We start from the raw sequence: 11,553 nt of genomic DNA, 5'->3' as shown, positions 1-11,553 counted from the left end.
AGGATGTTTCAACAAATATTATTATATTTAATTCCCCCTTAGAATACAAGGGGGAAGGCTATTTTTTTATTTTTGATGAGAAATCTTTCAATTTTGTATTATGCATTATTTTTAACCTTGGGGACGACTTGGGGACGGAAATTTCCTATCTCTGAATTTGTGTTTCTCAGATGTTTAGGATCAAACTTGTTAAAGTGATTCGCTGCACTCTTTTTCATTTCATCTGTTACATGGCCATATATATCAGATGTTGTTCGGGCGCTAGCGTGTCCTGCACGTCTTTGAATAGCACTTATGCTCTCACCGGCTTCCATCAATAAAGCAACCATAGTGTGACGCAAATCATGTAAACGGATATTTTTTATTCTATACTTTTGTGTAATTCGATTCCATTTGGTCGTTGGTGTTGTAAAGTAATAAGGCTTTCCAAACCCACTATGAAAGATGTATTGATGATCTCCACCCTCCCAGGCATCTTTTAGCTTTTCCTTCTCTCTTTTCCACATATGATAGTATAGAGACAATTCATTCATATACCAATCTGGCATCTGAACAAATCGTTTTGAACTTTTTGACTTAGGGTCTTTCACATGCGGTTTACCTTGAATGGTCTTTGAAAGAGATCGGTTTATTCTAAATCCACCAGCATCCCAATCCACGTCTAAATGCCATTCAAGCGCTAGACCTTCGCCTCGTCTCAATCCTCCTATCATCGCTGCTAAGAAATAAAGTCTCCATTTAATATCAACTTCTTCATATAGAATCTTAATACATTGAGCAGCTTCATCAGCTTCAAAATAGTTCATTTCCTTCTTCTCGTTAATTGGCAAGGGCAATCCCTTCATTGGATCAATCTTGATAATCTTCCATTCTTCAGCTGCGGTTTTAAAAACCACCTGTAGTAATTTAAAAATATCTAATATTGTTCTTTCTCCTAACCCCCCTGGCTTACCATCTTTTCTCGCACCATCCTTTGATAAATCATCTAAAAAGTCTACGATATGTAAACTCTTTATTCGTTCTATCCTCATATGTCCAAAAACGGGGAGGATATGATTTTTTAAGTGACGCCAATAAACGTCTGATGTTGTCAGAGAATACGGTTTTCCGCTCTTTTGATAGAGCTTTTTTTCTTTCCACTTAGCGATAAAAGATTCAAATGTTAATTTTTCAGGTTCTATGTATTCTCCAGAATTGACTTCCATCTTGAACTGATAAAGCTGATCAGAGAGGTACTCCTGTAATTTTCTTTTTGTTTTTAACAGTTTATGATCTTCTATACGAATAGTTTTATATTTTCTTAACCTTTTTCCATTAGCATCATATCCAGTTTCAACAACTAATCTAAAAGAATTACTTCCTCTTTTTTCAATGCTAGCCATATAAAACGCTCCTTGTCTGAGAAAAAACTTTTTGATTGTAAAGGTTTAATCGATGCTTCGCAAATGATGGAGTAACTTTAAAAGTTTTAGTTAAAAATTGAATTGCTTGGTCAGGGTCTACAGGTATATTTACTGATCTCAACATAAATGTTGGTACTGCAAAATGGTACATAAAATTATTCGACTTCCATTCTTGATATAACCTAAATGAATCGGGCATCATAAGTTGATTTCCCTTATGAAAAAGAATGTGGCCAACTTCATGACAAAACTTTTCCCATCTAATGCTTTTATTCAATCTCTTATCTAAGATAATAATTTGGATATCCTGATTAATTATGGCTCTTGATGAAATTTCTTTATAACAAACTTCAATCCCTAATTTTTCAGAAATAGTATCAATGGATTGTTCAGAAGGATTTAAGATTTTCATTTCTGCATATAGTCTATTAACGTTATCTTCTAAATGAGTATAGGTATATTTCAATTTAATAAGCTCCTTCAAATTAGTTTTGGGAACTAGTGTTCTGTTTTTGGGTAAAAATAAATACTCTTATTGAGCATTTATTTTAAATTAACTGTTAATTCTTTTGGTTCGGAAACGCTATCCAAATTTTCGTCAAATGGTGCACTCATCACAATTCTAACGCTTTTTATTTTAGAAACATCAGATTCTATAGGTACAGCAATTTGATAATCTCTTTTCGCATTACCAAAAAGTTTCATATCATATTGTTCAGTGTCAGTATAAAGGTTATTACTACTGACCTTAATCTGTTCTTTAGTGTCTAAAATTAAATGACTAATACCAGAAAAATTGATAGTTTCTTTATCTGTATTCTCTACAGAAAATTTAATATCAATAAAATGAAAAGGGTTTGTTAAATCAATATCCGTTAAACTTTGATAGTCACTTAGGCGATCATCAGGAATATTTGACAACTTCATTATGTTGACATGTTCAAAATTTATATTAAGCGGGCCCATTTTCTGTGATTCAATTTCTTCTTGGCTTTTTAAGTAATTAAATAATTCTCCTGTTTCATCATCTTTGTAACTGTCATTTTTCTGTTCTTCATTAGTTTCTTTTTGCTTTTTCTCTGAAACTTTTTCTTGTGAGTTTGCCGAAGGTTCATCCGTTGTCTTAGTTGAGTTACATCCAGCTAAGAAAACGAGCAATGATAGGCAAATTACAAACATTGATTTCTTCCTCATAATTGCCCCCTAAAGGAATCATTTGTTCTGTTTTTTCTCTCTCGCTTTTCTCTTTTTAAACAACTCGTATACCACTTCAAATTCTTCAATTAATTCTTCCACATCTTCTGGCTTACTATCGAAGAATAATCCGTCATGGGATTTTGCCCACTCATAAATCTTTCTTTGATGCTCAGTGAGTTTAGGAGTTTCAGAATTACTTGTCTCATTCTCATCGATGTAACCAGCTATGATCATTAATTTTTCATAATCACATTGGTATGCTTTAGAAATTAATTTTAGTGTTTCTGGAGTTGGTTTGATTTCTTTACCTGTCCTTGGGTCTTTTCCGTTTTCAATTTTCCCAAGATAGGTATGGCTTATGCCAATTCGTTTGGCAGCTTCTCTTTGAGACATTTTTCCTCTTGCTTTTATCAAATATTCTCCAAGTTTGGACATTAGCATCACCTGTAATACGTAGTTTACATTATATTTAAATTCTTTAAAACAGAAAATGTGTAAATCATGATTGACACTACTGTAAACCTTGTGTTACTATTTGTTCAAGGAGGTGTAACACATGGTTTTCACTAACAGATTACGTGAGATCAGAAAAGGTGTTGGAATGTCAATATCTGAATTGGCAAGAAGAACTGAAATGTCTCGCGCAAACATTACGAAAATTGAGCTTCATGGACAAGAGCCATCTGGTTTCACTATGCTGAGAATTGCAAGTGTTTTAAATAAAGATCCAAGGGATATTTTTTTTGAGTCGAGTGGTACACAAGAGTTACAAAATGAAAAAGAGAATACCGGTTAATAAAATGATTTTTGCGGTTCTTATGGTTTACAAATTCTGAAGGAGGTTCTCAAAATGCCCAAAAAATCAACTATGAGTGTTCAAGAAACGGCTGATTTTCTTGGAGTCCATCATGACACGGTTTACACAATGGTGAAAGAGCGGCAAATACCATTCTTCCGAGTAAGGAAAAGAATTTTCTTTACACGAGAAGTTCTAGAAGAATGGCAAATGTCACAAATGGAAACCAACTTTCAGCCAGTGAATGATTAAGAATTTACCACCTTAGAATACAGCGGATTTATGAGATTTGCTGTTCCAATTCGGAACATGTTCCAGATAGGAACAGTGAAAGGGGGTGGGGAGGTTGTGAAGTTGGGTGTGGTGCTTCGTAAAGCGCGATTGCAGGCAGGCATTTCCCAAGAGAAGCTTGCGGAAATGCTTAGCCGATCTCGCAGTTGCATCTCAAAGATCGAGAATGATCAAAAGATGCTTGATGTTCCTACATACGTCAGGTGGATGGAAGCAACTAATGCAAAGGAAGCAATGATTGCAACATTATGCGGCATTGATCCGCTGGCTGTCACACAGCAAATTACAGCCATTATGGCTTTGTTTGGAGGATGAAGATGAAGAAACGAAATTCGATTTTCAAAAGCATTGATAACGACGGAATAACAAGAGAAATGATTTGCATCGAGGTTTTACAAGAAAATTTAATGGATGCATTAAAAAACAAAAATACAGCACAAGCACTAGAGATTCACAAAGACATTGAAAAATCAATAAAGCAAATTCAGCAATATGAAAAACAATCAACGGTGAAATTGTTGAAGGCAGCTGCAAAGATTAGGCCAGTAACATATCCAAAATCACTAAAAAACAAAATGAAAGGGTTGATTTAAATGAAATTTGTATTCGTAGCAAGTCGCTTAATGAAAGCAAAGGAAGTTATTGAGGTATGCAATGAGCGATTCAGCGAGGAAGGCGAAATTGCATTGGCTAAAGCTGAATTGCAGGTCAAAGCTCGTTTAGGTTTAGAACAAAGAAAAAAGCAGCAAGCTCCTACACTCACTGCTTAAATCGAATATCGAAATGATCGAATTTATTATATCGCTCTTTAAAGAGCACGACAAGTATTATTCTTGTCGTCCGGCTAGCGGATGGCCGATGCACACACACCCATCCATTCCAATTGAACACCATCCGCAGTCGGACGATGCGAATAAGCATCAATAAATCATAGGAGGACGAATCGATGAGAGAAAAACCTGTAATTCAACCCTTTTCAGAAAAACGTGAAGATCAAGTCCGTTTAACGAAAGTTGGAGGATTAATTGTGATTACTTTTCATGGGGAACCTATTTTCTTTTTCCCGAATCAAGAGTCGTATGAAGAATATAAAAAGCTCACTGCTGATGCGATCCGAAGAAAGGTAGGAGTAATAGCATGAACATTGAACATCCAATGATCACTCAAATAAATGCTACTGGATACCCAAAGGGCGTCGAAGTTGTTGATGTTGTAGGAACTGATTACTTCGGGGATGAGATCTTCTCTAATGACGAATACGTCATTGATGAGAATGTTGGGGAAAAGATTCTCCTGGATAATTTGAATCGTTACTTGAAGGAACAGCTCGATTTTACCTTTGTGAACACAAAATAAAAAGGTTCACTCCCACAAGTGAACCTTTCCCAAAAATTACAGAATAAAGTGTCAACCCCTATTATAGCAGGTTGGCACTGTAAATCAATGGAGGCATTGATATGAAACTCACTGATAGGCATTTGGAAATTATGAGAAGAATCGGTTCGGGTGCAACGATATGGGGCTACATGGAGGCACGTTTGTTAAGAGAGGTTCAGTCTTTTGATCCATCATTCATCAAAATTATTACAGGTGATGAATTGGAAAAGCATGATCCTAGTGTTGCTCAATTAACAGGAGTAGATCAACTCCCTTACTTTGGAGCTTTTCTAACAAGCGATGGTTTTGCCTACCTTGAAAGAAATTCAAAAGAAGGTAGTGAGAGTATTGAATAAGACAATCATATTATCAGAACTCCATCTTTCAAACTTCAAGGGTGTAAAATCTTTCACTCTTGAAACATGTGGAGCCAGTGCAAAAGTCTATGGTGATAACGCTACAGGCAAAACAACGTTGTTTGACGCTTTCATCTGGCTGCTCTTTGATAAAGACAGCCAAAACAAAAAAGACTTTGAGATCAAGACGCTCTCAAAAGATAACAAAGCGGTAAGCGGCGTTGATCATGAGGTATCGGCTGTCTTGCTAATTGATGGAAAGTCAGTTGAGCTGAAAAAGGTCTATTCAGAGAAATGGACCAAGAAACGGGGATCAGCAAAGCAAGTCTTTTCTGGCCATACGACTGACTACTACGTCAATGACGTGCCGGTTAAGAAAAAAGAGTTTACAGAGAAGGTCAATGAGATCATCTCTGAGAATATTTTCAAACTCATTACGTCCCCAAGTTATTTCAACGAACAAATGAAGTGGCAGGATCGCCTAAACGTTCTCATGGAGATCGGTGGTGCTGTGACTGATGAGGACGTTATTTCAGAAAACAATTCATTGTCAAAGCTTCAATCCATCTTAGATGGAAAAAGTCTGGATGAGCAAAAGCGCATTCTTACTGAAAAACGTAAAAAGATCACTAAGAACCTAGAGCAATATCCGGTAAGGATAGATGAAATCAACCGCTCTATTGATGATGTCAGTGATCTTGACCATGAACAACTGAAAGAAGAGCTAAAAGCTCTGGAGTCATCACTTATGGCATTGGAAGAGAAAGTTCGCTCTATCAAAGCAGATGAAGGTGCAGATCGTAAGAAACGCATGCTTCAACTCGAAGGTGAGCTACAGCAAATCAAAAACGAACATGACTCTCAACGGTTTGAGGTCATTAACAAAAAGAAAGAAGCCTACTACCTAGAGAAAAACAGTCTTACTCAAACCCAAAATGATCTCATTAACTTGATCACGAAGAAGAAGCACTTAACATCTTTTCTCTCTCAAATAGATAAAGAACGTTTGGAGTTACGAGAAGAATGGTCTAAAAAGTATGAAGAATCGTTTGAGGATCATCAAACAGATTGTCCAACATGTGGACAAGCATTGCCGGAAGAAAAAATTCAAGCTGCTATTGAGAAATTCAATTTACAAAAAAGTGAAGCCCTAGAGCGAATAGTCGATAAGGGGAAAAAATTAGGAATTGAATATGAAAATAAGGCAAATGAGTTGTATGAAGTTGACGAGCAAATTCAAAAGTTGAATTTGGAAGAGAAATTTAAGGCTTCAGCTGTAGAAAAACTGAAAGAAGATATGGAGCAAGCTGAAGCGTCCATTGCTCCGCTTTCCGAAAATCCATTGTATCTAGCCAAGATAGAGGAGCTCGAAAAGATCAATAACGAGATCCAGTCAGATGAGCAGGAGACAAGTGGAGCTGTTCAAACGATTAATGAGCAGATCAAGGAAAAAAAGCAAGAAATGAAATTGGTTCTTAATGATCTACTTTGCATTGATAAAGCCAAACAAGCTCTGAAACGGATTGAAGAGCTAAAAGATGAAGAACGTAAAATGGCTGATGACTACAATGAGGTCGAGCAAGAGTCATTCCTGATTGAAGAGTTCATCAGAACCAAGATGAACCTTATGGAAGAACGGATAAACAGCAAATTCAAGTATGCCCGCTTCAAGCTCTTTGAAGAGCAAGTCAACGGCGGTTTAACAGAAACATGCGAAACGCTGTATGAAGGTGTGCCTTACTCTAAAGGCCTAAACAATGCGGCACGTATTAATGTCGGTTTAGACATCATTAATACGTTAAATGAGCATTATGGTATTTCTGCGCCGATCTTCGTTGATAACAGCGAGGCGGTCACGAATCTAATCGATGTGAATGCTCAAGTTATTAGCTTGATCGTTTCTAGGCAAGACAAGGAGCTTCGAGTGATAACAAATGAGGAGGATACGAATGAGTAATCAGAATCAATTGGCACATTTACAAAAAAATATTACAGATGATGTGAACAATAGTTTAAGCAGGTTAAAAGATGAAGGATTGGTTCTTCCATCTAACTATAATGCTAGCAATGCATTAAAGAGTGCATTTTTTAAACTTCAAGATCTGAAGGATAAAGATGGAAGACCTGCATTAGAAAGTTGCTCTCGTGAATCTATTGCTAATTCATTATTGGATATGGTGGTACAAGGTTTAAGCCCTGCAAAAACACAATGTTACTTCATTCCATACGGAAAGCAATTACAACTAAATCGTTCATATTTTGGTACACAAGCAGTCTTGAAACGCTTGACCAATGTTAAGGATATATGGGCAAACGTGATCTTTGAAGGCGATGTATTTGATTATGAGATTGATGGAGGTCGGGAAAAACTTATCAAGCATGAAACGAAGTTTGAGAACAGAGATAAGCCGATCATCGGGGCTTATGCAGTAGTGAAGACCATTGATGATATGGAACTGCTAACCGTCATGACAAAAAAAGAAATTGAAACTTCCTGGAGCCAAGCAAAAACAAAAGGCGTTCAGAATAAGTTTCCACAGGAAATGGCCAAAAGAACCGTTATCAATCGTGCAGCGAAGAATTTTATAAACACTAGCGATGACAGTGATCTCCTTGTCCAAGCAATTAATAATTCTACTGAAAATGAGTATGACAACGATCGGGTGGATGTTACCCCGGATGAAGTGAAAAAAGAGATTAGCGAGAATGCTAATTCAGAAATTATTGATGTTGGTTTCAATGAACCTGAAGACTCAGAACAGCATCAAGAAACACCTGAAATAAAGCAGCGTGAAGAACCTGAGCCAAAACCATCAAATGAACATGATTTAAAGCCGTCTGCATTGAATGAGGAACCACCATTTTGATTGAAATAAACGCTGTCTCATCAAGTAGTAAGGGGAATTGCTATCGGGTGACTGATGGTAAAACCCCGCTCCTTTTGGAGTGTGGTATCACCTTTAAAGAGATGCAACGTGCTTTTGATTTTAAGATGAGCTTCGCTGGTTGCCTCATCACTCATGAGCATGGTGATCATTGCAAGGCTTTAAAAGATGTTCTGCGTGCAGGAATCGATTGTTATATGTCTCATGGAACGGCAAAAGCTCTTGGAGTGGAAAATCACCACAGAATCAATCTTGTAAAAGCTCGACAGGCGGTTAGGATCGGCACGTGGCTTATTATGCCCTTTGATGTGCAACACGACGTATCAGAGCCATATGGCTTCCTATTGGCTAATGAGGACGGAGACAAGCTGCTCTTTGCCACTGACACCTATTACATCAAATATAAGTTTCCTGGACTCACGCACATCATGGTTGAGTGCAATTACTCTGAAGCGATCTTGGATGCAAATATCGACAATGGGAGCATCCATAAAAGCATGCGTAACCGGCTCATCCAGTCGCATTTCAGCCTTGAGAATGTAAAGACATTCCTTGCTGCAAACGACTTGTCAAAAGTGCAGGAAATATGGTTGTTGCACCTATCTGACACAAACAGTGATGAGCGGTTGTTTAAAGAAGAAATAGCAAAACAAACAGGAAAGGTTGTCTATGTAGCAAAATGAGCGATCTTTTTAAAACAGCTTATCCCTATTGTTTTATTACGATGGCCAGATCAGTAGCTCCAGACATGCGGAAAAAGGTATTGGCCATGTACATAAGCACGTATATGGCCAAGTATGAACCGCATCTCGAAGTAGTAAAAATTGAAGGTAAATACGCTATTTGTAGATTCAAAAGCAAATAGTTGGGAAGGAGGAATTTGTTTGTCTACTGGATGGATAAAACTACATAGAGCAATTAGAAATCACTGGCTCTATGAAGAAGAAAGAACTTTTTCAAGATATGAGGCATGGCTCGACCTTTTAATGATGGCAAATCATAAAGATGCAAAGGTGAAGCTAGGACTGGAAATAATTCATGTTCCTGAAGGAAGTTTAATCACCTCAGAATTGAAACTAATGGATCGGTGGAAGTGGGGGAAAGCCAAGACAAGAAACTTTCTGAAACTTCTCGAAAACGACGAGATGATTATTAAAAAATCAGACCGCAAGAAAACCACCATAACCATTTGTAATTACAGTGTTTATCAAGAAAAAGAAACCAAAGTTAGACCGCAAGCAGACCACGAGCAGACCGATCATAGACCGATTGCAGACACAAACAAGAATGTAAAGAACTTAAGAAATAAAGAAGAGGAAGAAGAGAGATCGCCAGTAGGAAATGATTCTCCTTTCCGACAAATCGAAGATAAATACTTGTCTCGAAAAGGTGGATTGATGATCACTCCTAATGATGCTCAAGCCATTGAGAGGATCATTCAGGAGAAGATACCCCTTGAAGACATAATGAAGTGGATCGACGAGATATTCGATCAATACCGACCAAGACATAGAGCGGACGGCATTAAATCGTTTTCTTACCTGGAGAAGGGCATTCTTGATCGATGGCATGCCAAAAACAATCAACCTAGCAACATATCTGAATTTAAACCTAAGAAACAACAAGACAACTTATCAGCATTAGCTCAATACGCCAAAGAAAAAGGCATTAAATTTGGAGGAGGATGAGCATGACTGAAGAACAAGCGATGAGCATCTTAACCAGGATAGCAGCTGCGTATCCGAGGTTCGAACTCTCTACAGATGAGATCGGAAAAGAAAGAATAAGACTTTGGCTTGAGCATCTAACTGCACTGCCATATGAACCTGTTTTAAAAAAGATCGATCAGCATATTGCTGAAAAACGTTTCCCTCCTGCTATTGCGGAGATACAAGTACATCAACCAGAGCAAAATGAATTCTTAGCGAAGCAGAAAGAGTGGGAAAAGAATGCAAAATTTGCGAAACGTAGAGGCTGAACAGTTTTTATTGGGCTGCATAATCCTTGAAGGCGATCTAATCAAGGAAACAGCCCTAGAGTCTAAGCATTTTGCTGAAAAGCGTCACAAGCAAATTTTTGAAGCGATGAGGGAAGTGGACAAGCTAGGTAAGCCTGTTGAAATGGCCAATATCGCTGCATCTATGAGGGACACATTAAATGAAGTTGGTGGATTTGAATACTTAACTAACCTAGCAAGTGCTGTTCCATCTACTCATTCATTTGAAACCTATGAAACATTAATTTACGAGGCTTTTAGACTTAGAGATGTGCAGAGTGCTGCTTTAGCATTTGCCAGTTCTCCTACTGATGAGGGCATCACTGAGCTTTATCAAAAAACAATTGAAGCTCAAGAGGTTGGTGTAAAAGAGACTCGCACGAAAATGGATGTATTAACCGAGATTTTCATGAGCATGGAAGAAGATCATGGTGATCTAACTGGAGTCAACACGGGTCTTGCGGATCTTAATGCCATGACAGGCGGTTGGCAAAAGAGTGATTTGATTATTGTGGCTGCTCGTCCATCGATGGGTAAAACAGCATTCGCTCTTAACCTTGGCTATAATAACGCGCTAAATGGCGGAGTAACGGACGTATTTTCGCTAGAAATGTCTGATACACAATTAACACACCGAATGTTAAGCAGCATAGGGAGTATTGAAGGCACGAAGTGGAGGAATCCAAAGAGATATTTCAGCGAGGATGATTATGATAGAGCCAACAAAGCTATGGGTGAATACGAAAAATTAGACATTTATATTCATGATCACCCCACTCAAACCGTCGCAGACATTCGCTCTAAAATCCGTAAGACAAAGAAAGATCATCCTGATCAAGATCATTTAGTCATCATTGATTATCTTCAGCTTATCACTCCGATTGGTAAAGCTGAGAGCAAAAACCATGAGGTTGGTGAGATCACGAGAGAACTTAAAAATATGGCTAGAAGTTTCAACGTTCCGATCATCTTGTTATCCCAGCTTTCTCGCGGCGTAGAAAATCGAAATGATAAACGACCTATGATGTCTGATCTGCGAGATTCAGGGAGTATCGAGCAGGATGCCGATATCGTGACCTTTCTTTATCGTGATGATTACTACAACAAACAAAGCGAAGCTAAAAACATTGTTGAAATCATTTTTGCAAAACAACGGAATGGATCAACAGGAACAATAAACGCAGTATTCGTGAAAGAGTATGGAAAGTTTGTAAATCTATCGCGGCAAATGGAAGCCGCGATGTGAAATGAG

General features: G+C 37.8%; 18 protein-coding genes. 14 read left to right on the top strand and 4 right to left on the bottom strand.

Features of this window, described 5'->3' with window-relative positions:
* Positions 1-98 precede the first annotated feature (98 nt).
* From NSS92_RS19420 to NSS92_RS19405, 4 genes are all read right to left on the bottom strand, one after another.
* A complete protein-coding gene (locus NSS92_RS19420; protein ID WP_165379112.1) occupies positions 99-1,382 on the bottom strand; it encodes a tyrosine-type recombinase/integrase in 1,284 nt (427 codons plus the stop codon).
* Positions 1,375-1,869, bottom strand: a complete 495-nt coding sequence (locus tag NSS92_RS19415; protein WP_340870426.1) for an ImmA/IrrE family metallo-endopeptidase — start codon at positions 1,867-1,869, stop codon at positions 1,375-1,377. Before NSS92_RS19415 ends, NSS92_RS19420 begins: the two co-directional genes overlap by 8 nt.
* A gap of 77 nt (positions 1,870-1,946) precedes the next feature.
* Positions 1,947-2,597 (bottom strand): hypothetical protein, encoded by a 651-nt coding sequence (locus NSS92_RS19410; RefSeq protein ID WP_340870424.1) that lies wholly within the window; start codon positions 2,595-2,597, stop codon positions 1,947-1,949.
* 18 nt (positions 2,598-2,615) lie between these two features.
* Entirely contained in the window at positions 2,616-3,035 is a 420-nt protein-coding gene (locus NSS92_RS19405; RefSeq protein WP_340870422.1) for a helix-turn-helix domain-containing protein, read from the bottom strand.
* 121 nt (positions 3,036-3,156) lie between these two features.
* Here NSS92_RS19405 and NSS92_RS19400 point away from each other — a divergent pair, with 121 nt between their 5' ends.
* From NSS92_RS19400 to dnaB, 14 genes are all read left to right on the top strand, one after another.
* The gene (locus NSS92_RS19400) at positions 3,157-3,396 is read left to right on the top strand and encodes a helix-turn-helix domain-containing protein (protein WP_003213298.1); all 240 of its coding nucleotides are present in this window, start codon (positions 3,157-3,159) and stop codon (positions 3,394-3,396) included.
* A gap of 54 nt (positions 3,397-3,450) precedes the next feature.
* Positions 3,451-3,648, top strand: a complete 198-nt coding sequence (locus NSS92_RS19395; RefSeq protein ID WP_340870420.1) for a helix-turn-helix domain-containing protein — start codon at positions 3,451-3,453, stop codon at positions 3,646-3,648.
* Between the two features lie 108 nt (positions 3,649-3,756).
* A complete protein-coding gene (locus tag NSS92_RS19390) occupies positions 3,757-4,002 on the top strand; it encodes a helix-turn-helix domain-containing protein (RefSeq protein WP_234879704.1) in 246 nt (81 codons plus the stop codon).
* A 2-nt stretch (positions 4,003-4,004) separates the two neighbouring features.
* The gene (locus tag NSS92_RS19385) at positions 4,005-4,280 is read left to right on the top strand and encodes a hypothetical protein (protein ID WP_340870417.1); all 276 of its coding nucleotides are present in this window, start codon (positions 4,005-4,007) and stop codon (positions 4,278-4,280) included.
* Positions 4,281-4,457 carry a hypothetical protein gene (locus NSS92_RS19380; RefSeq protein WP_187442205.1) on the top strand — a complete coding sequence of 59 codons (177 nt, stop codon included), beginning with the start codon at positions 4,281-4,283 and terminating at the stop codon, positions 4,455-4,457.
* Positions 4,458-4,633: 176 nt separating this feature from the next.
* Positions 4,634-4,828 carry a hypothetical protein gene (locus NSS92_RS19375; RefSeq protein WP_340870410.1) on the top strand — a complete coding sequence of 65 codons (195 nt, stop codon included), beginning with the start codon at positions 4,634-4,636 and terminating at the stop codon, positions 4,826-4,828.
* Complete coding sequence (locus NSS92_RS19370) at positions 4,825-5,043, top strand: YqaI family protein (protein WP_099681652.1); 219 nt, start codon at positions 4,825-4,827, stop codon at positions 5,041-5,043. The genes NSS92_RS19375 and NSS92_RS19370 overlap by 4 nt, the downstream gene beginning before the upstream one ends.
* Before the next feature lie 101 nt (positions 5,044-5,144).
* On the top strand, positions 5,145-5,420 hold the full coding sequence (locus NSS92_RS19365; RefSeq protein WP_099681651.1) for a hypothetical protein: 276 nt from the start codon (positions 5,145-5,147) through the stop codon (positions 5,418-5,420).
* Positions 5,413-7,377 (top strand): AAA family ATPase, encoded by a 1,965-nt coding sequence (locus NSS92_RS19360; protein WP_340870404.1) that lies wholly within the window; start codon positions 5,413-5,415, stop codon positions 7,375-7,377. The genes NSS92_RS19365 and NSS92_RS19360 overlap by 8 nt, the downstream gene beginning before the upstream one ends.
* Positions 7,370-8,287 carry a recombinase RecT gene (locus tag NSS92_RS19355; RefSeq protein WP_340870402.1) on the top strand — a complete coding sequence of 306 codons (918 nt, stop codon included), beginning with the start codon at positions 7,370-7,372 and terminating at the stop codon, positions 8,285-8,287. Before NSS92_RS19360 ends, NSS92_RS19355 begins: the two co-directional genes overlap by 8 nt.
* Positions 8,284-8,988 carry an MBL fold metallo-hydrolase gene (locus NSS92_RS19350; RefSeq protein ID WP_340870399.1) on the top strand — a complete coding sequence of 235 codons (705 nt, stop codon included), beginning with the start codon at positions 8,284-8,286 and terminating at the stop codon, positions 8,986-8,988. Before NSS92_RS19355 ends, NSS92_RS19350 begins: the two co-directional genes overlap by 4 nt.
* Before the next feature lie 201 nt (positions 8,989-9,189).
* Positions 9,190-9,993: a hypothetical protein gene (locus tag NSS92_RS19345; protein ID WP_340870397.1), complete on the top strand. Its 804-nt coding sequence runs from the start codon at positions 9,190-9,192 to the stop codon at positions 9,991-9,993.
* A 2-nt stretch (positions 9,994-9,995) separates the two neighbouring features.
* Entirely contained in the window at positions 9,996-10,283 is a 288-nt protein-coding gene (locus NSS92_RS19340) for a replicative helicase loader/inhibitor (protein ID WP_340870396.1), read from the top strand.
* Positions 10,255-11,547, top strand: a complete 1,293-nt coding sequence (dnaB, locus tag NSS92_RS19335) for a replicative DNA helicase (protein WP_340870392.1) — start codon at positions 10,255-10,257, stop codon at positions 11,545-11,547. The genes NSS92_RS19340 and dnaB overlap by 29 nt, the downstream gene beginning before the upstream one ends.
* Positions 11,548-11,553 lie beyond the last annotated feature (6 nt).

This window comes from Bacillus sp. FSL M8-0166 (genome assembly GCF_038008825.1).
Classification (GTDB): Bacteria; Bacillota; Bacilli; order Bacillales; family Bacillaceae; genus Bacillus; species Bacillus safensis.
Note: the sequence above shows the minus strand (reverse complement) of the source record. Positions and strands in the feature narration are given on the sequence as shown.